This window comes from Pseudomonas sp. sp1636, from assembly GCF_030376615.1.
In the GTDB taxonomy this organism is placed as follows: Bacteria; Pseudomonadota; Gammaproteobacteria; order Pseudomonadales; family Pseudomonadaceae; genus Aquipseudomonas.
The window spans coordinates 158,510-180,519 of record NZ_JARRAB010000007.1 but is presented as its reverse complement, the minus strand read 5'-3'; the positions used below and the strand labels follow the sequence as shown (position 1 = coordinate 180,519).

21 protein-coding genes and 1 pseudogene are annotated in these 22,010 nt (G+C 66.0%); 8 read left to right on the top strand and 14 right to left on the bottom strand.

Annotation, left to right across the window (positions count from 1 at the left end; translation table 11 throughout):
* Positions 1-121: 121 nt before the first annotated feature.
* Both cysQ and nudE read right to left on the bottom strand, forming a co-directional pair.
* Entirely contained in the window at positions 122-943 is an 822-nt protein-coding gene (gene cysQ / locus P8H27_RS09510) for a 3'(2'),5'-bisphosphate nucleotidase CysQ (RefSeq protein WP_289637032.1), read from the bottom strand.
* Positions 940-1,506 (bottom strand): ADP compounds hydrolase NudE, encoded by a 567-nt coding sequence (nudE, locus tag P8H27_RS09505; protein WP_289637030.1) that lies wholly within the window; start codon positions 1,504-1,506, stop codon positions 940-942. The genes cysQ and nudE overlap by 4 nt, the downstream gene beginning before the upstream one ends.
* A 134-nt stretch (positions 1,507-1,640) precedes the next feature.
* Here nudE and yrfG point away from each other — a divergent pair, with 134 nt between their 5' ends.
* Positions 1,641-2,303 (top strand): GMP/IMP nucleotidase, encoded by a 663-nt coding sequence (gene yrfG, locus P8H27_RS09500; protein WP_289637028.1) that lies wholly within the window; start codon positions 1,641-1,643, stop codon positions 2,301-2,303.
* Positions 2,304-2,314: 11 nt separating this feature from the next.
* On the opposite strand, the gene fdhD is transcribed toward yrfG, so the two are convergent.
* The 5 genes from fdhD to P8H27_RS09475 form a co-directional block, all read right to left on the bottom strand.
* Positions 2,315-3,148, bottom strand: a complete 834-nt coding sequence (fdhD, locus tag P8H27_RS09495) for a formate dehydrogenase accessory sulfurtransferase FdhD (RefSeq protein WP_374761341.1) — start codon at positions 3,146-3,148, stop codon at positions 2,315-2,317.
* A 25-nt stretch (positions 3,149-3,173) separates the two neighbouring features.
* Positions 3,174-3,416, bottom strand: coding sequence for a formate dehydrogenase subunit delta (locus tag P8H27_RS09490; protein WP_289637027.1), 243 nt, complete (start codon positions 3,414-3,416; stop codon positions 3,174-3,176).
* A gap of 82 nt (positions 3,417-3,498) precedes the next feature.
* Positions 3,499-6,342 carry a formate dehydrogenase subunit alpha gene (gene fdhF, locus P8H27_RS09485; protein ID WP_289637026.1) on the bottom strand — a complete coding sequence of 948 codons (2,844 nt, stop codon included), beginning with the start codon at positions 6,340-6,342 and terminating at the stop codon, positions 3,499-3,501.
* Positions 6,343-6,357: 15 nt separating this feature from the next.
* Positions 6,358-7,947 (bottom strand): NADH-quinone oxidoreductase subunit NuoF, encoded by a 1,590-nt coding sequence (locus P8H27_RS09480; RefSeq protein ID WP_289637025.1) that lies wholly within the window; start codon positions 7,945-7,947, stop codon positions 6,358-6,360.
* On the bottom strand, positions 7,944-8,438 hold the full coding sequence (locus P8H27_RS09475) for a formate dehydrogenase subunit gamma (protein ID WP_289637023.1): 495 nt from the start codon (positions 8,436-8,438) through the stop codon (positions 7,944-7,946). The genes P8H27_RS09480 and P8H27_RS09475 overlap by 4 nt, the downstream gene beginning before the upstream one ends.
* A gap of 202 nt (positions 8,439-8,640) precedes the next feature.
* On the opposite strand from P8H27_RS09475, the gene P8H27_RS09470 reads away from it, so the two are divergent.
* From P8H27_RS09470 to P8H27_RS09460, 3 genes are all read left to right on the top strand, one after another.
* Entirely contained in the window at positions 8,641-9,729 is a 1,089-nt protein-coding gene (locus P8H27_RS09470; protein ID WP_289637022.1) for a substrate-binding domain-containing protein, read from the top strand.
* 304 nt (positions 9,730-10,033) lie between these two features.
* The gene (locus P8H27_RS09465; protein WP_289637020.1) at positions 10,034-10,519 is read left to right on the top strand and encodes a glycine zipper 2TM domain-containing protein; all 486 of its coding nucleotides are present in this window, start codon (positions 10,034-10,036) and stop codon (positions 10,517-10,519) included.
* A 238-nt stretch (positions 10,520-10,757) separates the two neighbouring features.
* Entirely contained in the window at positions 10,758-11,177 is a 420-nt protein-coding gene (locus tag P8H27_RS09460) for a glycine zipper domain-containing protein (protein WP_289637018.1), read from the top strand.
* 46 nt (positions 11,178-11,223) lie between these two features.
* Here the strand turns inward: P8H27_RS09460 and P8H27_RS09455 are convergent, their stop codons facing one another.
* Positions 11,224-14,028 carry an AMP-binding protein gene (locus P8H27_RS09455; protein ID WP_289637017.1) on the bottom strand — a complete coding sequence of 935 codons (2,805 nt, stop codon included), beginning with the start codon at positions 14,026-14,028 and terminating at the stop codon, positions 11,224-11,226.
* A gap of 256 nt (positions 14,029-14,284) precedes the next feature.
* Between P8H27_RS09455 and P8H27_RS09450 the strand changes: the two genes are divergently transcribed.
* Complete coding sequence (locus P8H27_RS09450; protein ID WP_289637016.1) at positions 14,285-15,574, top strand: MFS transporter; 1,290 nt, start codon at positions 14,285-14,287, stop codon at positions 15,572-15,574.
* 51 nt (positions 15,575-15,625) lie between these two features.
* Here the strand turns inward: P8H27_RS09450 and P8H27_RS09445 are convergent.
* Positions 15,626-16,031: pseudogene (locus P8H27_RS09445) on the bottom strand (acyl-CoA thioesterase).
* Between the two features lie 272 nt (positions 16,032-16,303).
* Positions 16,304-16,561 (bottom strand): hypothetical protein, encoded by a 258-nt coding sequence (locus tag P8H27_RS09440; RefSeq protein ID WP_289637015.1) that lies wholly within the window; start codon positions 16,559-16,561, stop codon positions 16,304-16,306.
* A 503-nt stretch (positions 16,562-17,064) separates the two neighbouring features.
* On the opposite strand from P8H27_RS09440, the gene P8H27_RS09435 reads away from it, so the two are divergent.
* Positions 17,065-17,409 carry a hypothetical protein gene (locus P8H27_RS09435; RefSeq protein WP_289637054.1) on the top strand — a complete coding sequence of 115 codons (345 nt, stop codon included), beginning with the start codon at positions 17,065-17,067 and terminating at the stop codon, positions 17,407-17,409.
* A 66-nt stretch (positions 17,410-17,475) separates the two neighbouring features.
* Here P8H27_RS09435 and P8H27_RS09430 read toward each other — a convergent pair whose 3' ends face one another.
* Positions 17,476-17,901, bottom strand: coding sequence for an HPF/RaiA family ribosome-associated protein (locus P8H27_RS09430; protein ID WP_289637014.1), 426 nt, complete (start codon positions 17,899-17,901; stop codon positions 17,476-17,478).
* A 377-nt stretch (positions 17,902-18,278) separates the two neighbouring features.
* Here P8H27_RS09430 and P8H27_RS09425 point away from each other — a divergent pair, with 377 nt between their 5' ends.
* Complete coding sequence (locus P8H27_RS09425; RefSeq protein ID WP_289637013.1) at positions 18,279-18,746, top strand: hypothetical protein; 468 nt, start codon at positions 18,279-18,281, stop codon at positions 18,744-18,746.
* A gap of 41 nt (positions 18,747-18,787) precedes the next feature.
* On the opposite strand, the gene P8H27_RS09420 is transcribed toward P8H27_RS09425, so the two are convergent.
* A complete protein-coding gene (locus P8H27_RS09420) occupies positions 18,788-19,132 on the bottom strand; it encodes a cupin domain-containing protein (RefSeq protein ID WP_289637011.1) in 345 nt (114 codons plus the stop codon).
* Positions 19,133-19,996: 864 nt separating this feature from the next.
* Here P8H27_RS09420 and P8H27_RS09415 point away from each other — a divergent pair.
* Positions 19,997-20,254, top strand: coding sequence for a hypothetical protein (locus P8H27_RS09415; RefSeq protein WP_289637009.1), 258 nt, complete (start codon positions 19,997-19,999; stop codon positions 20,252-20,254).
* A 437-nt stretch (positions 20,255-20,691) separates the two neighbouring features.
* On the opposite strand, the gene P8H27_RS09410 is transcribed toward P8H27_RS09415, so the two are convergent.
* Both P8H27_RS09410 and P8H27_RS09405 read right to left on the bottom strand, forming a co-directional pair.
* Positions 20,692-21,018, bottom strand: a complete 327-nt coding sequence (locus P8H27_RS09410; protein ID WP_289637007.1) for a hypothetical protein — start codon at positions 21,016-21,018, stop codon at positions 20,692-20,694.
* Between the two features lie 79 nt (positions 21,019-21,097).
* The gene (locus tag P8H27_RS09405; RefSeq protein ID WP_289637005.1) at positions 21,098-21,880 is read right to left on the bottom strand and encodes an ABC transporter substrate-binding protein; all 783 of its coding nucleotides are present in this window, start codon (positions 21,878-21,880) and stop codon (positions 21,098-21,100) included.
* Positions 21,881-22,010 lie beyond the last annotated feature (130 nt).

Sequence of the window (22,010 nt, the reverse complement as noted above, 5' to 3'; positions counted from 1 at the left end):
GGTTGAGCGCAGCGCTAGCCAGCGGACGGGCCACTATCCCGTAGCCCGGGTGCAATCCGGGGAGGGTTTGGGCCGCGTAGAATCCCCGGATGTTATCCGGGCTTGCCAAAGTTTCTGTGCTTCAGTCCAGGGCGCGGGCCAGCTGGATCAGCTCGGCACGCCACTCGGCGGCGGCGGGCAAGGCGAGGAAGGACGGGTTGAGCAGCGACTCGCGCGCCTCATAGCTCAACACCTCGCCCTTGAGGGTCAGCACTTCGCCGCCGGCACCCTCGAGCACGCCCTGGGCGGCGGCGGTGTCCCACTGCGAGGTCGGCGCCAGGCGCGGGTAGCAATCGGCAATGCCTTCGGCCAGTTGGCAGAACTTCAGCGAGCTGCCGACGCTGGCCAGTTGCAGATCGCCGAAACGCTCGCTCAGGCCCTCCAACAGACGTTCCTGCGCCGGGCTGCTGTGCCGGCGGCTGGCGACCACGACAAAGGCCTCGTCCGGGGTCAGGCGCACCCTGATCGGCTGCGCCGTGCCGTCGGCCTCGGCGCGCCAGGCGCCCAAGCCGGCGCCACCGTAATAACAGCGGCCATTGGCCGGAATCCCGACCACGCCGAACACCACCCGGCCGTTCTCGATCAGGGCGACATTGACGGTGAACTCCTCGCTGCCGGCGATAAATTCCTTGGTGCCGTCCAGCGGGTCGACCAGCCACCAGCGGCGCCACTGCGCCCGTTCGCCGAGGCTGATGGCGGCGTCCTCCTCGGACAGCACCGCAATGCTCGGGTCGAGCGCGATCAGGCCATCGTTGAGCAGGTGGTGGGCGGCCATGTCGGCGGCGGTCACCGGCGAGGCGTCGGCCTTTTCCGTGACCAGCACACCGGCGCGCCAATGCGGCAGGATCGCCGCGCCGGCCTCGCGCACCAGTTGCACCACCGCCGGGATCAGGGCATGGCTCATAGCACCAAGTCTCCACGCTGGGTCAGCAGGTCGCGCGCCAGGTAGAGCGCGGCCAGGGCCCGACCCTCGCTGAACTGCGGATGCTGCACCAGGCTCGACAGCTCGCGCAGGTTGACCTTGTCCACCCGCATCGGTTCCGGTTCGTCGCCGGGCAGGCTTTGCGGATACAGATCCCGGGCCAGCACCACCTGGATCTTCTGGCTCATATAACCGGGCGACAGGCTCAACTCGGTCAGGTGCTCGAGTTGCCGCGCGCCGAAACCGGCCTCCTCCTTGAGTTCGCGATCCGCCGCCGCCAGCGCGTCCTCGCCCGGCTCGATCAAGCCCTTGGGCAGCGACAGCTGGTAGTCGTCGGTGCCGGCGCAGTATTCCTCGACCAGCAGCACATGCTCGGCATCGGCCAGCGCCACTATCATCACCGCACCGTAACCGACGCCCTTGCCGACCAGGCGCTCATAGGTGCGTTCCACCCCGTTGGCGAAGCGCAGCTGCAGCTCCTCGACCCGAAACAAGCGACTGCTGGCGACTATCTCGCGGGCGAGTACGGTGGGTTTCTGACGCATGGTGCGGCTCCTGAGAGTGGCGGGGCGAGTTATCATACCGCGCCTGTTCCGATTAGCCCCGTCGCAGATTGCGCGATCACGACCTCAGGCGGCAGATTCGCGACAACCTGCACAATCAGCCCACAAGAAGCCCCATGCCATTACTGCCCTGGACCGAGATCGATACCGTGCTGCTGGACATGGACGGCACCCTGCTCGACCTGCACTTCGACAACCACTTCTGGCTGCAGCACCTGCCGCAACGCTACGCCGAGCTGCACGGCATCAGCCGCGAGCTGGCCGACGCCGAGCTGCTGCCGCTGTTCCATGCGCAGGCCGGCCAGCTCAACTGGTACTGCACGGACTTCTGGAGCCGCGAACTCGCGCTGCCGATCCGCGACCTCAAGCGCGAGGTCGCCGAGCTGATTGCCCTGCGCCCGGACGCCGACACCTTCCTCGCCGCGGTGCGCACCGCCGGCAAGCGCGTGGTGCTGATCACCAATGCCCACCGCGACTCGCTGTCGCTGAAGCTCGAACGCATCGAACTGGCGCCCTACTTCGACCGCCTGATCAGCTCCCATGACTACGGTTTTCCCAAGGAAAGCGCGCAGTTTTGGTTCGCCCTGCAACAGGACTTCGCTTTCGATCCGGCGCGCAGCCTGTTTATCGACGACAGCCTGCCGATCCTGCGCAGCGCCCGCGCGTATGGCATCGGCCATCTGCTGGCGGTGCGCCAGCCGGACAGCCGCCAGGCGCCGAAAGACACCGAGGAATTCGCCGCGGTCGAGGATTACCGCGATCTGCTGCAGAACCTGTAACCTGCCTGAGGTTATTCGCCGCCTGGCAGCGGGCTGTACACCCGCGGCGCGCTGTGGTGCGGCAGATGGATCAGGTTGAGCCGGTGCTCGCGCGCCCAGCGCACGCTGAGGCTGGTCGGCGCCGAGAGGCTGACCAGCGTGGCGACTTCGCCGCGCACCGCCTTGTGGATCAGCTCCAGGCTGCAGCGGCTGGTGACCACCACGAAGCCTTGGCGGGCACTGCGGCCTTGCTGGCGCAGGGCGCCGATCAACTTGTCCAGCGCGTTGTGCCGGCCGATGTCCTCGCGGCACAGGCCGATTGCACCGTCCGCATCGACGAACAGCGCGGCATGCAGGGCGCCGCTGGGGCGCGCCAGGCTCTGCACCCCGGCAATGCGCGTGCGCAAGTCGTGCAAGTGTTCGGCCGGCGGCAAGGGGCTGGCCGGCAGCGGCCTCAGCTGCGGCAGCGCCTGTTCCAGCGCCGCCACCCCGCACAGGCCGCAGCCGCTGGTGCCGGCCAGTTGACGGCGCTGTTGCTTGAGCGCCCAGAAGGCGCGGTTAGCGATCTGCACCTCGGCGTTGAGGGTGTCGCCGCTGCGCCGGAGGCGGATGTCATAGATTTCCCCGACGCTGTCGACCACCCCGCTGCTCAGGCTGAAACCGATGACGAAGTCCTCCACGGCCGTGGGCGACACCATCATCACCGCATGAGCGACGCCGTTGTAGGCAATCGCCAGGGCACACTCCTCGGCCAGCATGGCACTGCCGCACTGCGCCGCCCCATCCAGTTCGACGTAGGCATAGGCGTCCTGCGCCTGGCTGGTGGGCGGCTCGCTCGGGACGGAGATGGCGGCGCAACGTGACATGCTCGAAGACTCCCAGGGATTCGGGTCAGGCCCGGCTGGCGGCCGGCTCAACCTGTTCGCGCAGCCCCTGCAGGGCCTCCAGGGCGAAGGCGTTCAGCCCTTCGCTGCCACCGGCATCGAGATAAGCATAGAGCGCGCGGCGCATCTGCGGATCCCATTGGCGCTTGAGGTGCTGGGCGAAGTCGTCCCGCGCCTGTAGCGGATCGGGCTGGGAGGCGAAGAAGGCGCCGATCTGGTTGGCCATCTTGATCAATTGTGTGGCGTTCATGCCCATCGGGCAGTCCCCCGGGTAAGGTGGATTGAGCGCAGCGATACCCATGCCGCGAGCGTGCGCGCGTGCTGCTTGCCGATCATAGCTGCACCACCTTGATCGGCGGCAGCAGGTCGAGCTGCTCGTGGGTGAAGGCCTGGAACTCGGCCTGCCACTGCGAAGGGGTTTCGACCTTGCTGATCTGCACCGCGGTGACCTTGTACTCGGGGCAGTTGGTGGCCCAGTCGGAGTTGTCGGTGGTGATCACATTAGCGCCGGATTCCGGGTGATGGAAGGTGGTGTAGACCACCCCCGGCTGCACCCGCTCGGTGATAGTCGCACGCATCGCCGTCTCGCCGGCGCGGCTGTTGATCGCCACCCAGTCGCCGTGCTTGATCCCGCGATCCTCGGCATCCGCCGGGTGGATCTCCAGACGATCCTCGGCGTGCCAGGCGCCGTTGGCGGTACGCCGGGTCTGCGCGCCGACGTTGTACTGCGAGAGAATCCGTCCGGTGGTGAGGATCAGCGGGCGCTTGCGCGAGGTGCGCTCGTCGCTGGCGATGTACTCGGTGATCATGAAGCGGCCCTTGCCGCGCACGAACTGCTCCTCGTGCATGATCGGCGTGCCTTCCGGCGCCTCGTCGTTGCACGGCCACTGGATGCTGCCCAGGCGCTCGAGCTTGGCGTAGCTGACCCCGCTGAAAGTCGGGGTCAGGCGGGCGATTTCGTCCATGATCTGCGACGGGTGGCTGTAGTTCATCGGGTAGCCGAGGGCGTTGGACAACGCCACCGTCACCTCCCAGTCTTCCTTGCCGGCCAGCGCCGGCATCACCTTGCGCACCGGCGAGATGCGCCGCTCGGCGTTGGTGAAGGTGCCGTTCTTCTCCAGGAACGAGGCGCCGGGGAGGAACACGTGGGCGAACTTGGCGGTCTCGTTGAGGAACAGATCCTGCACCACCACGCATTCCATGGCCTTCAGCGCATCGGTGACGTGCTGGGTGTCCGGGTCGGACTGCGCCGGGTCTTCACCCTGGATGTAGATGCCCTTGAAGGTGCCGGCGTGCGCGGCGGCCAGCATGTTGGGGATGCGCAGGCCCGGCTCGTCGAGCAGCGTGACGCCCCAGGCCTGCTCGAACTGCGCCCGCACCTGCGGGTCGGAGACGTGCCGATAGCCCGGCAGCTCATGGGGGAAGGAGCCCATGTCGCAGGAGCCCTGCACGTTGTTCTGCCCGCGCAACGGGTTGACCCCCACGCCGGCGCGGCCGAGGTTGCCGGTGGCCATGGCCAGGTTGGCGATGGCCATCACGGTGGAGGAGCCCTGGCTGTGTTCGGTGACGCCCAGGCCGTAGTAGATCGCCGCGTTGCCGCCGGTGGCGTACAAACGGGCGGCGGCGCGCACCGCGGCGGCCGGCACGCCGGTCACGGCCTCCAGCGCCTCGGGGCTGTTGCGTTGCTCGCCGACGAAGGTGCGCCATTGCTCGAAGGCCTCGGCCTCGCAGCGCGCGGCGACGAAGGCTTCGTTCACCAGACCTTGCGTGACTATCACATGGGCCAGGCTGTTGAGCAGGGCGACGTTGCTGCCGGGACGCAGTTGCAGATGGTGCTCGGCCTTGACGTGCGGACTGCGCACCAGATCGATGCCGCGCGGGTCGACGACGATCAGTTTGGCGCCCTCGCGCAGACGGCGCTTGAGCTGCGAGCCGAACACCGGATGACCGTCGGTGGGGTTGGCGCCGATCACCAGCACCACGTCGGCGGCCAGCACCGAGTCGAAGTCCTGGGTGCCGGCCGATTCGCCGAGGGTGACCTTGAGGCCGTAACCGGTGGGCGAATGGCAGACCCGCGCGCAGGTGTCGACGTTGTTGTTGCCGAAGGCGGCGCGCACCAGCTTCTGCACCAGGTAGGTTTCCTCGTTGGTGCAGCGCGAAGAGGTCAGCCCGCCGAGCGCGCCCTGGCCGTACTGCGCCTGGATCTCCTTGAAGCGCCTGGCGGCATAGCCGATCGCCTCGTCCCAGCTCACCGGGCGCCAGGCCTCGTGGATGCTGTCGCGGATCATCGGCGTGCTGATGCGGTCCGGGTGGGTGGCGTAGCCCCAGGCGAAGCGGCCCTTGACGCAGGCGTGACCGTGGTTGGCGTGGCCGTCCTTGTTCGGCACCATGCGCACCACTTCGTTGCCCTTGACCTCGGCCTTGAACGAGCATCCCACCCCGCAGTAGGCGCAGGTGGTGGTCACGCTGCGCTCGGCCTGGCCCATCTCGATCAGCGACTTCTCCATCAAGGTGGCGGTCGGGCAGGCGTTGACGCAGGCGCCGCAGGACACGCACTCCGAATCGATGAAATTCTCGTCCTGACTGGCGGCCACCCGCGAGTCGAAGCCGCGGCCGTCGATGGTCAGGGCGAAGGTGCCCTGCACTTCCTCGCAGGCGCGCACGCAGCGGTTGCAGACGATGCACTTGGCCGGGTCGTAGCTGAAATAGGGGTTGGACTCGTCCTTGGCCTCGGCCAGGTGGGTCTTCACCGGGTCGTAGCGCACCTCGCGCAGGCCGACCACGCCGGCCATGTCCTGCAGCTCGCAGTTGCCGTTGGCCGAGCAGGTCAGGCAGTCCAGCGGGTGGTCGGAGATGTACAGCTCCATGGTGCCGCGGCGCAGTTCGGCCAGCTTCGGGCTCTGCGTGCGCACCTTCATGCCCGGCTCCACCGGGGTGGTGCAGGAGGCCGGGTAACCGCGCCGGCCTTCGATCTCCACCATGCACAGGCGGCACGAGCCGAAGGGTTCCAGGCTGTCGCTGGCGCACAATTTCGGCACGGCGATACCGGCCTCTTGCGCGGCGCGCATCAGCGAAGTGCCCGCTGGTACGGTGATCGGGTTGCCGTCGATTTCCACCGTTACCGGGGCGCCGGTACGGGCAGGGGTGCCATAGTCGAGTTCACGATACAGGGCCATGAGGGCGCCTCCGGATCAGCGGGCTTCGGCGGCGTCTTTCGACACCCCGAAGTCCTCGGGAAAGTGGTTGAGGGCGCTCATCACCGGGTAGGGGGTCATGCCCCCGAGGGCGCAGAGCGAACCGCCGAGCATGGTGTCGCAGAGGCTCTTGAGCAGCTCGATGCGACCCGGCTGCGGGCCTTCGGAACGGGCGACGATGATCTGCTCGAGCAGCTCCTCGCCGCGGGTCGAGCCGATCCGGCAGGGCGTGCACTTGCCGCAGGATTCCACCGCGCAGAACTCCATGGCGTAGCGGGCCATGTCGGCCATGTCGACGCTGTCGTCGAACACCACTATGCCGCCGTGGCCGAGCACCGCGCCGAGGGCGGCGAAGGCCTCGTAGTCCAGCGGCGTGTCGAACTGCGACTCGGGCAGGTAGGCGCCCAGCGGGCCGCCGACCTGCACCGCGCGGATCGGCCGGCCGCTGGCCGAGCCGCCGCCGTATTCATACAGCAGCTCGCGCAGGGTGACGCCGAAGGCCTTCTCGATCAGGCCGCCGCGGGCGATGTTGCCGGTCAGCTGGATCGGCAGGGTGCCGAGCGAGCGGCCCATGCCGTAGTCCTTGTAGTAGGCGCCGCCCTTGGCGAGGATGATCGGCACCGAGGCCAGGGAGATCACGTTGTTGATCACCGTCGGCATGCCGAACAGGCCTTCGATGGCCGGCAGCGGCGGCTTGGGCCGCACGGTGCCGCGCTTGCCTTCGAGGCTTTCCAGCAGCGCGGTTTCCTCGCCGCAGATGTAGGCGCCGGCGCCGCGGCGCAGTTCCAGGTGGAAGGCCTTGCCGCTGCCGAGCACATCGTCGCCCAGGTAGCCGGCGGCGTAGGCGCTGGCGATGGTCGCGGTCAGCGCGGCCTCGGCATGGGGGTATTCGGAGCGCAGGTAGATGTAGCCCATGGTCGCGCCGACGGCCAGACCGGCGATGCACATGCCCTCGATCAGCACGTAGGGGTCGTCTTCCATCACCATGCGGTCGGAGAAGGTGCCCGAATCGCCTTCGTCGGCGTTGCAGACGATGTACTTCTGCTCGGCCTCGCAGCCGGCCACGGTGCGCCACTTGATGCCGGTGGGGAAGGCCGCGCCGCCGCGACCGCGCAGGCCGGATTCGGTGACCTCGGCGACTATCGCCTCGGGGCTCATGCCCAGCGCGCGCTTGAGACCGCGGTAGCCGTCGTGGGCGAGGTAATCGTCCAGCGACAGCGGGTCGGTGATGCCGGCGCGGGCGAAGGTCAGGCGCTCCTGACGCTTGAGGTAGTCGATCTCCTCGGTCAGGCCCTGGCCCAGCGCATGCGCCTTGCCTTCGAGGAAGCCGGCGTCGAACAGGCCCGGCACGTCCTTGGTCTTGACCGGGCCATAGGCGACGCGCCCGGCCGGGGTGTTGACCTCGACCATGGGCTCGAGCCAGAACAGCCCGCGCGAGCCGTTGCGCACCAGCTTGATCTCCAGGTTGCGCGCCTTGGCCTCGGCGGCGATGGCCTGTGCCACGCGATCCGCGCCCAGGCTCAGGGCGGTGGCGTCACGCGGAACGTAGACGGTCAAAGAACCTGCACTCATAGTCGCCTCGCTCATGCCTGTGTCTCCTGTTCTTCCAGCAGGGCCAGCAGGCCCTCGGCGTCGACCCGACCGTGCAGCTCGCCGTTGAGCATGGCGTTCGGCGCGCAGGCGCAGTTGCCCAGGCAGTACACCGCCTCGAAGGTCAGGCTGCCGTCCGCGCGGGTCTCGCCCAGCTGCAGGCCGAGCTTGCTCTGCAGCTCCGCGGTCAGCGCCTTGACCCCCATCGACTGGCAGGCCTCGGCCTGGCACAGCTTGAGGTGCTGGCGACCGGGCGGGCTGGCGCGGAAATCGTGGTAGAAGCTGACCACCCCATGCACCTCGGCGCGCGACAGGCAGAGATCCTCGGCGATCAGCGGCAACAGCTCGGGCGGCACCGCACCGAGGCGATCCTGGATGTCGTGGAGGATGGGCAGCAGCGCGCCCGGCTGATCCCGGTGGGCGGCCAGCACCTCACGGGTAACGGCCTGGCATTGCTCGGGGTCGAAGCGCTGGGGAAGAGTGGCCATGTTCGAAGCTCCAGCCGGCGGGTAAAGCCGGTGCTGTCTAGGAAATAACTCGACTCATTCACGGCTGCTGAGTCGGTTATTTCTGGCGTCACCTTAACGGGCCGCCACATATGAAATAAAGTTCTTATAATCAGGCTGAAATTTGCCCGATGACGCAAAGTACCATGGGCCACCCCTCGATCAAATATGAAGTACCGAGCATATGATCCGCATCGACATCCAGCCCCGCTGGCGCTTCCACCAAAACGACGGCAGCAGCCTCGACCCGCAAGGCCTGGCACTGCTGCAAGCGGTACACGACACCGGCAAGCTGACCGAGGCCGCCGCCCGCGCCGGCTATTCCTATCGGCATGCCTGGAACCTGCTGGGCAAGTGGCAGGAATTCTTCGGCACCCCGCTGATCATCCTGGAGCGCGGCAAGGGGGCACACCTGGCCCCGCTCGGCGAGAAACTGCTGTGGGCCGACCAACGGATACGCGCGCGCCTGTCGCCGCAGCTGGACAACCTGGCCGGCGAGCTGGAGCTGGAGCTGAACCGGGTCTTACAAGCGAGTAACCCGGGCCTGCGCATCCACGCCAGTCACGGTTTCGCCGTGGCCGCGTTGCGCGAATGGCTGGAGCAGGATTCCAGCTGGCAATGGGAGGTGCAGTTTCGCAGCGGCAGCGAGGCGATGATCGCCCTGCAGCGCCACGACTGCGAGGTGGCCGGCCTGCATGTGCCCTCCGGCCCCCTCGGCGCCCTGAGCATGAGCCGTATCCAGCCCTGGCTGCGCGCCGACCAGCGGGTGATCACCTTCGTCGTGCGCACCCAGGGGCTGATCCTCGCCCCCGGCAACCCGCATGGCATCCAGCAACTGGCCGATCTGCTGCGCGGCAATCTGCGCTTCGTCAACCGCGAGCAGGGCTCCGGCACGCGCATGCTGCTGGAAGGCCTGCTGCGCCGCGACAACCTGGAAAGCGCGGCGATCAACGGTTTCCACAACGAGGAGTTCACCCACGCAGCGGTGGCCGCCTTTGTGGCCAGCGGCATGGCCGACGCCGGCTTCGGCGTCGAGGCGGCGGCGCGCCAGTTCGGTTTGACCTTCATCCCCATGGCCCGCGAGCACTACTGCCTGCTCTGTCGTGAGGACAGCCTGCAATTGCCGGCCATGGCCGCCCTGCTCAAAGTGCTGCAAAACCCCGAGTTCCAGGCGCGCATCGCCCAGTTGCCGGGTTACGCCCTGAGCCGCCCCGGCGAGGTGCTGCCGCTGACCCAGGCGTTGGAGCAGTGGCGCAAGGAGAGCCTGCTGTAGGTGGCCATCGGCTGGATCGCAGTTGTGCCGCAATCCGGCGCATGGGGCACGGCCGCACTGCCCGGTTAAACGGCCTCAGTGGACGTGACCCGCGCGGGCAGAAGGCCAGCATTTCGACCCCGGAACCGCGCCCAAACACGCCACGCCAAGAGACCTCAGACTCACCGAGAGCCCTGAAGTTCTTCCCTAAAAACAAATATTTACCAACCTTGAACAAAGTCGTGCAGCTCGTCGGCAGAGGCTTGCACAGACACCGAGAGGCAACGAGGATCGCGGCCATATCCACACGGAGGTTCTCCTCACCATGAAGTACTCCTCGATCCTTCTGTTGTCCCTGAGCCTGGCCAGTGGCGCCGCGTTCGCGGGTAATACCTCAGCCGGTATTGGCGGCGCCCTCGGCGGAGTGCTCGGCGCGGTGGTCGGCCAGCAGGTCGGCGGCAACACCGGCGGCGCCATCGGTGCCGGCGTCGGTGGCGCGGCCGGCAGCGTGGTCGGCGCCGACCGCCACAGCCGCACCGAAGCGGCCATCGGCGGTGCCCTCGGCGGCGCCGGCGGCAACGTCATCGGCCGGCAACTCGGCGGCACCAGCGGCAGCCTGATCGGCGCGGCTCTCGGCGGCGGTGCCGGCGGCGCGCTGGGCAACAACTTCGGCGACCGCGGCCACGACGACGATCGCCGCTATTACCGTGACGACCGCCGCTACTACCGCGATGACCATCGCCACGGCCACAAGCACCGCCACCGCAAGCACGGCAAGCGCCACGGCTGGCACCACGGTCACGACGACTGATCTGCCCCGGTCAGACTCAGGCCCAGTGCGTGGTCACACAGAGCATCCCCTCCTGGCCAACGGAGGGGAACTTGTTGATCAGTTAACCTCTCATCTGCTGTTGCACGTGCATATGGCACGCCGCCCGTTCAGCCGAGCTGGTCGCAGTATTAGCCACACAGACTGAAACCGTCCGCATCGGCATTCGCCGCTGATATACCCCTAGTCTGGGCGTCCAATTCTTTTTGAGGTCTTCCCTATGCGCACCCTGATTCCCGCGCTGCTATTCAGCGCCCTGAGCATACCGGCCGCCTTTGCCGGCGACAGCGGCAAGGTCGCCATCGGCAGCGGCGTCGGCGGCGTCCTCGGCAACGTGATCGGCCAGCAGGTCGGCGGCAGCACCGGTGCCGCCATTGGTGCCGGGGTTGGCGGCGCGGCCGGCGGAGTCATCACCGCGCGTGACGGCAACAAGACCGAAGCGGCCCTGGGCGGCGGTTTGGGCGCCGCCGGCGGTTCGGTGATCGGCGGCAAACTCGGCGGCAGCACCGGCTCAACCATTGGCGCCGGCCTGGGTGGCGCGGCGGGCGGCGCGCTCGGCAACGAAATGAGCGACGACAATCGTTCTGACGACCGTGGCCACTACCATGGCCACAAGCACAAGAAGCACAAGAAGCACTGAGCGGCGGGGAACAACTCCCGCCTGCCGCAACGATTCCCCGCCAGCCTCAACCCGCCAGCAGCAACCGATCCGGCTCATCCAAGCGCTGCAACAACACCTCCCGCGCGGTGTCGCGCAGCTTGATCGCATCCAGCCAGTCGCGCCCCGGCGCCAGCAGTTGGGCGCAGATGTGCAGCTGAATCGCGCCGCGATGGGGGAACCACTGGCCGTCGCGCAGCACCATGCGCGAACCCGCGATGGCCACCGGCACCAGCGGCACGTCGGCGCGCGCGGCGAGGACGAAGGCGCCCATGCGAAATGGCAGCAAGCCCGGCTCGCGGCTCAGGGTGCCTTCGGGAAACAGCAGCAGCGACTGCCCGGCCTGCAACGCCGCCGCCAGACGTTCGGCATCGGCGGCACTGCGCTGCAGGTCGAAGCGCTCGACGAAGCAGGTACCGATCTGGCGCAGGAAGTGCCCGGCGATGCGCTGTCCGGCCAATTCGCGCTTGGCGACGAAGCTGAACTCGGCTGGCAAGGCCGCGCAGAGCAGCAAGCCGTCCAGGTAGCTGGCATGGTTGGCGACCAGCACGCGCACACCCTGCCCACGCAGCCTGTCCAGCCCCCCGATGCGCAAGGGGATGCCCACCAGACGCAAGAATAGCCGCGCCGCCGCGCCGGTCAGACGGCGGCGCCAGATCAGGCGCGGCAGCAACGCCACGGCCGACCAGGTCAGGCTGCCGAGCAGCCCGAGCCAGACCCAGAAATACGCGGCATAGAGCGCGGCCAGAACGCTGCGCCAGCCACGACCGAGTTGCGCCCGCAGCGCCGACTGCAGCAGGCGCAGTAGCTGCCGCCACACCGGTCGCCCCGGCCGTCCCACTTCGCCGCGCTCGTACAGCTCGCGGCTGGCGGCGCGGCGGATCTTGCCGCTGGAGGTTTTCAGCACGCTGTGCGGCGGCGCCAGGACGATATCGTCCGGCGGCACCCCGGTCAGGTCGATGGCCACCCGCTTGATCGCCTGTTGCAGGCGTTGCCGCGCGCGGGCGTCCTTCTCGTTGGTCTCCGCCAGCACCACCAGGCGTTCGGTGGCGCTGGCCGGGTCGCCACTGCCGAACACCGCGACGCAGCCTTTGCGCAGGCCCGGCAGGCTGCCGACGGCGGTCTCCACGTCGTAGGGATAGATGTTGCGCCCGCCGCGAATGATCAGATCCTTGGCCCGCCCGCTCAGGTAGACCTCGCCAGCCACCATGTACGCCAGGTCGAGCGAGTCGAGCCACTCGCCATGGCGCACCCGCTGGCTCTCCTGCGGGTTATGGAAATAGCCGCTGCTGGTGGACGGCCCCTTGAATTGCAAGTGCCCCTCGCAGCGCTCGGGCAGCTCGATATCCTGATCGTCGACGATGCGCACCTGATGCCCGGGCAGCGGCCGCCCGCAACTGACGAAACGCAGCGCCTCGGCACTGCCCGGCTCGGCGCGCTGGGCCTTGCCCCGGGCCTGGAACGGCTCGCGCCGAACCCAATCGATCAGCGGCGCACGCCCCGTCGGCGGGAAGGCCACGCCCAGGGTCGCCTCGGCCAGGCCGTACACCGGCGCCAGCGCCCCTGGCTGCAGCCCGTAGCGACCGAAGCGCTCGGCGAAGCGCTGCAGGGTGTCCGGGCTGACCGGCTCGGCACCGTTACAGGCCAGGCGCCAGCTGCTCAGGTCGAGGCCCTGGAGCTCGCTGTCGGCGAGCTTGCCCAGACACAATTCGTAGGCGAAATTCGGCGCCGCCGACAACGTACCGCGGTAACGGTGGATCGCCTCCAGCCAACGCACCGGCCGGGCGAGAAAGGCCAGCGGCGACATCAACACCAGGACGGAAGCGTAATACAGACTGCCGAGCCAGGCGCCGATCAGGCCCATGTCGTGGTACATCGGCAGCCAGCTGACGAACACGTCGTCGGCGTCGACCCGCAGCGCCCTGCCCATCGCCCGCAGGTTGGCCAGCAGATTGGCGTGGCTGACCATCACCCCCTTGGGCTGGCCGGTACTGCCCGAGGTGTACTGCAGGAAAGCCAGATCCTGCGCCTGCCGCGGCGTCGCCAGGAATGTGCCGGGCTCGGCGGCTAGTTCGGCCACGGTGGCGATCTCGCCCAGGCTCGGCACCTGCGGTTTGAGCAGGCGGGCGAGCAGCTTGGCTGCGCTGACGGTGATCAGCATCACCGCCTCGGCGTTAGCGAGAATGCCCGCCTGGCGGCGCAGGTGTTCCTCGATCTGCGACAGGCGCATGGGCGGATAGATCGGCACCGGCACGCCGCCGGCGAGGAGGATGGCGAAGAAGCCGAAGAGGAAGTCGCGCCCGGTCGGCAGCATCAGCGCCACCCGCTGCCCGGGCTGCAGGCCGCGCTGCTGCAAGGCCAGGTAGCTGATGTTTTCGGGCACATCGCTATCGCCCAGTAGGCGCACATGGATGCGCTGCGGATGGCGCCGCACATGCCAGTCGAGCACCTCGATCAGGCTCTGCGCGGCGTCCGGCGTGAGCCGCTCCGGCGGGCTGATCGGCAAGTGCTCGACCCTGCCGGGTGGCCCCGTCGCGCCTGTCGGGCTGCCGGCCAGCAGCGCCTCGAGCAAGTCGCCCGCGGTCTCCGCCGAGGCGAACAGCGCCTGCGGCAGGCGCACGCCGAACTCGCGCTCGATACGTGACCACAGTTCGACCCGCGCCAGGCTGTCCAGCCCCAGATCGCTGTCGAACACGCTGTCCAGGCTGACCGCCGCACCCTGCGCGGCATAAGGGCGCAGTTCGGCCACCGTCTGGCGAACGATCCGTAACAGTCTGTGCGCCGCAGCCGCCGAGTCGGGATGGGCGCTTGTTGCATGAGGCAGACGACTCATCGACGACCCCTCAGCGGTTGTGAAAATATCGAGCGCCAGCCGGCGAGCGTTTTTCCACCGCCGCTCGGCGAGCGGGCAGTCCCGACGACCGCCCTCGCCAAAAACAATAAGCCTTTGCCGGCGCTGACGATAATAACCTCTAGCCCATAGCAGGCTCGCGGTTATAGCGCGAGCGTCTCTCGTCGGGCAGGCTGCTAGGCTTGCTTGAGCACGGTTGCGCGCCGCCAGCCGTGCGCCCGCCAACGGAGTGCTTGCCATGCCCCCCAGCCTCGCCCCCGGAGTGACACCCCGCGAAGCCTGGGCCTGGGCGATGTACGACTTCGCCAACTCCGGCTACACCACGGTGGTGATCACCGCGGTGTTCAACGCCTACTTCGTCGCGGTGGTGGCCGGCGGCGCCACCTGGGGCACCCTGGTCTGGACCGGCGCGATCGCCCTGTCCTATGCCCTGATCATCCTCAGCGCGCCAGTGCTCGGTGCCTACGCCGATGCCTATGCCTGCAAGAAGCGCCTGCTGCTGCTCTGCACCCTCGGCTGCGTGCTGTTCACCGCCGGCCTGGCACTGGCCGGGCCGGGCGCATTGGCCACCGCCATCGTCTTCGTCGTGCTGTCGAACTTCTGCTTCGGCAGCGGCGAGAATTTGATCGCCGCCTTCCTCCCGGAAATCGCCCGCGAGGATGCCATCGGCCGCGTCTCCGGCTGGGGCTGGGGCTTCGGCTACCTCGGCGGCCTGCTCAGCCTCGGCGCCAGCCTGGCCTATGTCAGTTGGGCGCAGGCCCAGGGGCACACGGCGGCGCAATTCGTGCCGGTGTGCATGCTGCTCACCGCGAGCCTGTTCGCCCTGGCCAGCCTGCCGACCTTCCTGTTCCTCCACGAACGCAGCCAGCCGCAGCTGCAGCCCGGCGCCCGCCACAGCGCGCGGGTGGCGTTCGCCCGCTTCGCCCAAACGCTACGCGAAGCCGGACGCTATCGCGACCTGCTGCGCTTTCTCGCCTGCACCGTCAGCTACCAGGCCGGGATCGCCGCGGTGGTGACCCTGGCCGCCATCTACGCCCACCAGGCCATGGGCTTCAGCACCCAGGACACTCTGGTTCTGATCCTGCTGGTGAATGTCACCGCCTCGCTCGGCGCCTTGCTGTTCGGCTATGTGCAGGATCGCCTCGGCCATCTCGCCACCCTGAGCCTGACCCTGTTTGGCTGGTTGCTGATGATCGGCCTGGCCTGGGCCGCCGAGGGGCCGGGGCTGTTCTGGCTGGCGGCGAATATCGCCGGGCTGTGCATGGGCGCCAGCCAGTCGGCCGGACGCGCCATCGTCGGCCTGCTCGCGCCGCCGACCCGGCGCGCGGAGTTCTATGGCCTGTGGGGCCAAGCGGTGAAGCTGTCGTCGATTATCGGCCCGATGACCTATGGCCTGACCAGTTGGCTGAGCGCTGGCGACCACCGCCTGGCGCTGCTGATCACCGGCAGCTACTTCGTCCTCGGCCTGCTGATTCTCGCCAGCGTCGACCTTGCACGCGGTCGCCGCGCGGCGCTGGCCGATCCGTAAGACTCGGTAGCGCTTGGCTGCTGTAAGTCAACGCTGAAGGATGGGCCGCCCTTACTCGACCCGCAAGGCCACCAGCGCCGTGCGTAAATTCGCCGGAATCGGCAGCGGCCGGTTGCTCGCCCGCTCGACGAACACATGGACGAAACGCCCGGCCGCGCAGGCCTCGTCCTCGCCATCCTTGAACACCGCCAGCTCGTACTGCACCGAGCTTGGCGACCCGCAGGCCGATCTCGATACGCTCGGGAAAGGCGATGGAAGCGAAGTAGTCGCAGCTGGAACTGACGACGAAAGCGACCACTGCGCCGTGGTGGATATCCAGGCCGCCGACCTCGATCAGGTAGGCGTTCACCGCGCTGTCGAAGTAGCTGTAGTAGGTGACGTTATTCACATGGCCATAGAGGTCGTTGAAAAACGTAGGCGAGGCAGGCAAGACAAGGCAAAAACGGCCGCAGCGCAGCGCAGTAACAGCCGCAGGCTGGCCCCTAAGGGGCCGCGCCGAAGCGCGTTCAACGCTTCGCTTTTGTGAGGCCGTTTTTAACGCAGTATTGCCAAGGCAGGTAGTTTTTCAACGGCCTGTTAGGCTATGTCGCAGTTACGCGCGGCATGGAGGGTAGTGCTTTGGCAGGAGCGGGCTTATCCGCGAAAACCTGCAAACGCCCGCAAAATTCGCGGCTGAAGTCGCTGCAGACGCCAATCGTGCTCAACACATAACCGGGATATGGCCTGGTATTAACCCGCGGCCCGAGCCGGCGCAGGCGCGTCGATTGTTTGCCGCGCCTGCGGCTGCGGGTTGCATGCCGAGGAACGCAAGGCAGCATCGGCATGGTTCCAGAGCGTGCCTTCGCTGATCAGCATGCCGTGCATGATCAAACAGGTTCTACTCCCTAGCTGCAACTTGAGCGGATTGCGCTGGGCGATGACCCAACCCTCGCTCAGCAGTTGATTGATGTGCGCGCGGAGCGCAGGCAGGTGGCGTTGCTCTTGCATGGTCGAGTCCCTTCTTACCTGCAAATGGTGGCGTTGACACAACCCAAAGAGCCGGGGGTACGCCTGCATAAAACATGCGACGAAGAATAGTGGCCTTATGCCCGCTAGAAAAGAGCTATTTGCCCTGGCGTTGTAGCAGATAACCACCAATCATCTATGGCGTTTGGCTTACAAAAGCCCCCGTTCGCTTATGTGCTGCATGGGAGGGCGGCCGCGAACTCCCGACTGCGGTGCTGCCCAAGCCCGAACAAACACCCGCGCAATCCGCGAACGCTCTCGTGGATTGCGCCGCATCTCGGTTTATCCCGGCGACTCACCGAATCCTGCCTTTATGCGCAAGGCGCGACTTGCCGCTGTACCCGTAGGAGGCCCGACCTCGGCGCGAGCTCTGACGCGTGTTCACGGGGCGATGAACCAGGCGCCCGCAAAATGACCTGCTGTGACAAGAAAAAACGCGCCATCACCCATCACCGATATTAGCCACGACAACCGGGCGCGGGCATATGTTGCAAGCGCAGGCTGAAATTGAGCCCAAAGGCTCCTCTCAGGGTAAAACCAATGGGCAATACGCTTTACCTCTTGAACCTGAATCCAAAGCCTATATCGAACAGCACGGCATTCCCTATGGCTCGTGGCGAGTGTTGCAGGGCATGAAACGATTGCTGCACGACAGCGCTCCGTCGATGACGGCGGGCAATCTCCCACAGGTGCACGGAACCATCCGAGCGGGCAGTCGGCGCCGGATCACGGGGGGCTTATTGCGCAACAGGTCGGCAGCGGCGCGGCGTCTGCAAGGGCGTGGTTACGGGTTGGTTCGGCTTGTTCCGGAACGGATTGCACAACCTTAAAGGGGTTGCCATGCGTGCATGGCAACCCCTTATGGCAATCATTCAGGAATCACGCAAGTGAGTAGCTTAGTCCCGGCCAAGGGCTTCTTGCCTGGCCAGAAATTCTTCCTGCAGCAGGGCTTCGGTGACTTGCTGGGGCTCTTCGCTCAGACGTGGGTCGTCGATGTGCCCGCTGGAGACGGCTTTTACCTCGAGCTTGCCGACCATGTGTTCGAGGGCATGGCGCAGTTTTTCGGTGGCGCCGTCCACGGCCTGATCGAGCGATGGGGCTTTGTGAGTGACTGAAATGGATTGATGGCCTTTGGGCCGCGCCTCGATCTGGCAGCGCTTGTCGTCGACACCGGCTTTGTTGCCGTTTTCGTCGCTGAGGTGAACTTCAACCCGAGTGAGAAAATCTTCAAAACGATCCAGCCGCTCCGTCACTGTTGCGCTTACCCACTCCTGAAGCCGGACACTTCCTTCGATATGGTTGCTTCTCACATGAATTTGCATGGTATTCCTCGCTTCTGACGGGTCTGTACCTTCGAGGGCCAGCATAGCGTCGAGGTTCCGGACTTTGTCGCTGCGACGGTGACAAAGACCACAACCTGCGACGCTGCAACTGCGTACGCCGAGCCCTGTACTGCGCGGAGCCTGCATAGGGGCGTTGACTACGCTCCTCACATGGCCACGTGACAGTTATGACAATCGCCGGCGTGGAAGGCAACTCTTATCGCCTGCGCGAGTAAATAATGCCTGGGCAATAGCGCCGTGCCGCCCTGCCTGCGGCAAAATAACCTTGCTCTAGCAGGCCGTTTTTTGACGCCGCGTCGGCGACGCAGATAGTTTCTCCAACGGCCTGCTAATGGCCATTAGCCAAAGGCGTCGATATGACACTTGAAACCTGGGAACTGCTGTCTTACATCGTCACTGTGGTGGCCTTGCCCTTCGCGATTGGGGTGTTCCTGGTCGAGCAACGCAAGGAACGCGCGAACGAAGAAGAGGCCACCTGGCAGCAGCTCTCCGATGCCTATATCGACTTCCTCGAAGTGGTGCTGGCCAACCCGGATCTGAAACTGCGCAGCCAGCTCGCCACCCCGGATCTGAGCGACGAACAGCGCGAACGCATGTGGTTGATTTTCGACATGCTGATCTCCCTGTTCGAGCGTGCCTATCTGCTGGTCTACGAGAGCGACATGGACGAGAAGAAACAGCGCCGCTGGCATTCCTGGGAGGACTACATGCGCGAGTGGAGCCGACGCGAGGACTTCCGCGAACGGCTGCCACAGTTGCTGCGCGGGGAAGACCCGGATTTCGCCGTTTACCTGCAGCGGTTAACCGATGAGGAGGCGAGCTAGCCCGCGGCTCGGGCCAGCTGTTCTTCTACGCGACGGGATTTTCAGGCGAAGACGAAATACTTGCGCACCGTCTCGACCACTTCCCAAGTGCCTTGCATGCCGGGTTCGACGATGAAGATGTCGCCGGCCTTGAGGTGGATCGGCGCCTGGCCGTCCGGGGTGATGATGCAGTAGCCTTCCTGGAAGTGGCAGTACTCCCATTTCTCGTAGGCGACCCGCCATTTGCCGGGGGTACAGATCCAGGTGCCCATGATCTTGCTGCCGTCTTCCGAGGTGTAGGCATTGAGATTGACGGTGTGCGGGTCGCCGGCAAGCTTCTCCCATTTGCAGGCGTCGAGCATGGGCATGGGCGCGGTATCGCGCAGAACGGTGATCGGGTTAGGCATGTCGGCTCCAAGTTTTCGGCTGAAATAACACCCGTCTAACCTAGAGCGCTTGGGTCATGCACAGTTGTCTGTAGTCGACACTCAAGTGCCTGGACGCGCGCCGCCAGGGCGGATCAGCCGCCGATCACCGCGCGAAATTCAATGTTGGCGGGCTTTATGTGCATTAATTCCTGAGAGCTCAGGTTTTATTGCCACATGTACTAAACCTCACGCAATAAATCGAGCTACCTTAAGACCCAGGACAGCAGCAAGGAGGGCTTAAGTGAATGACGACACGCCGTATCATTTTCCCCCAATCAGCACCCGCGTGGTTCTGCACGTGAGCCAGAGTGCCAAAGCGCAGAATGCACGTACAACCAGGGAGTTTAAACGTCAGACCATGGGTGCAGGTCAACAACACATAGAGACACCACTCTGCGCTTAGCGCATAACGCCGCAGCTCGCGTGTGGGCAAATCGTACAACGCTAGAACAGTCGAACGGCCTAATCCGACCTTGGGTCTGGAGAAATAGCCAACGCGCTAACGAAGATCTGTTCGAACTGAATAGCATGACGATCCGACGCAGCACCCTGGCACTCGTCCAGGCGGCCAGCGACACAGATCGAACGCCCTGCACAGGGCGTTAACCAGCGAAACCCGAGACGGCTACTGGCCCTCACCAGCGCCGCCTCGGCGCCACCCCTGCCCAGCAACCCGAGCCAATCCAGCCCGAGCGCCTGACCGGTGCGCCGTCAAGCGCCCCGGCGCCCCTGAGCGACCGTATCAAGCCCGGCAACCACATCGACGAACACATCGACGAACACATAGTCACCTGCCGCTACGGCGAACTGCCGCGCGCCCAGCAGACTGCGCCCAGCCGCGGCATGCCCTCACCGCCGTACATGGCGCAGAACGAGGCGGAACAAGCCAGCCGCAACAATGCGCCGGCCCGACGCAGCGTTAACCGCGGGGTTGATGCGCGGTGGATCGAGGGCTGCAACGACGACACCTCATGCCTGGCCGAATGGCAGGCTCTGGACAGCCGTATCGACAGCAGCAGCCTGCCCCGCAATCACCGCCGCGGCGCCATCGAGTGCCGCAAGGCGGCCAAGGTGCATTTCGGCGAACACGGTCGTACCTGACAAGCACGCTGGCAGAGCAACCCTAAAGACTTGAGCAAGCAGCTGGCGGTCTGTACGGCTAGCAGGCCGTTGAAAAACGTAGGCGAGGCAGCCGAGACAAGGCGCAACGACCAACGGGAGTAACAGCCGAAGGCTGGCCCGAAGGGCGAGCGCTAGCGAGTCAAAACAGGCGAGGAAGCGGAGTTTACGAGCTGTAAATGAGCATGACTCGCTTCGCTCGCCCCTGCGGGGTCGCGCTAAAGCGCGTTAGCCGCAAGCGGCTTGCCGAGCCTGTTTTTAACGCCGTATCGGCAACGTAGGTAGTTTTTCAACGGCCTGCCAGTTGCTTAGCTCAAATTCGCCGGCTTGAGTCTTGTCTGTGGGAGGCCCGACCTCGGGGCGAAGCCGTTGTCCTGCGCCTCCCCCCACAACTTGCCAGCAGGCAGGCCGCGCCCACCTTACAAGCCAGCCGGAGTGAAATCCGCGGGCCAAGGTTGCTGACTGGCGACGGCCTCCAAGCACAGCGTCGAGTCACCCTCGACCCAGCAGACGAAGTGGCCGCCAGACGGCAGCAAATGGTGCCTGAAGGGCAAGCTTAGCTCCTGCCGCGGCTGGATCTGCTCGAGGCCGTGGGGGTATTTAATGATTGAATAGAATCCGAGCGAGGTCTTCGAGCGCTCCAGCACCTCGAAACTATGGCGCGCGCCAGCCAAGCAGCGGGGCTCGGCGCCAGCCTGGCCAAACAAGCGCTCCAGCGCAAACAGCTCAACCAGATCAAGTTCCATAGCTACCACCCCGCGTTAAGGTTCAAGGCGTTGCGAAGGCCAGACTCGCCGCCGCAGGGGCGGCGACGAGCGGAGTCAATCAGTCCCCGTAGATGTCGAAGTCGAAGTACTTCTTGCGGATCTGCTCGTAGGTGCCGTTGGCGCGGATGGCGGCCAGGGCCTTGTTCAGCTCGGCGGCCAAGGGGTCGTTCTTGCGTACCGCGATGCCGGCACCGGTGCCGAAATACTGCTCTTCGCTGAAGTTCGGCCCGACGAACTGAAAGGGACTGCCTTCCGGCTTCTTCAGCAGGCCCTCTTCGATGGCGATGGAGCCGGCCAGGCTGGCATCGACGCGGCCGGCCAGCAGGTCGAGGAACACCTCGTTCTGGGTGCCGTAGCGAACGATCTCGGCACCGGCGGGCTCAAAATACTCGCTGGCATAACGGTCGAAGTTGGTGGCGCGTTGCACGCCGATGCGCTTGCCCTTGAGGTCGGCCGGGATGCTCTCGATGCCGTTGCCCGTGCGGGCGACCAGTTTGGCCGGGACGCGGTAGTAGCTGTGGCTGAAGTCCACCGATTTCAGGCGCTCCTCGGTGATCGACACCGACGACAGGGCGGCGTCGATCTTGCGCACCTTGAGCGAGGGGATCAGGCCGTCGAACTCGACCTCTGTCCATTCGCAGGTGACCTTCATCTCGGCGCACAGCGCCTGGCCGATGTCGTAATCGAAGCCCTGGATCTGGTTGTCCGGGGTCTTGTAGGCGAACGGCGGGTAGGCCGCCTCGATGCCCAGGCGCAGGTGCTTGTCGGCGGCCTGGGCGGCGCAGGCAAAGGCGACCAGCGTCGCCAGGCCGAGGGTTTTGAGCGTGCTGTAGCGATTCATAGGTGGCTCCAATTACGTTGTTGTTGTAATCCGGATGCTCCAGGAAATGAAGTCACCCGTAATCGGCAGCAGCACGTCGGATGACTGCTGTGCATGGCACTTGGCTGGCCATTGCGGCCATACCTCCGGG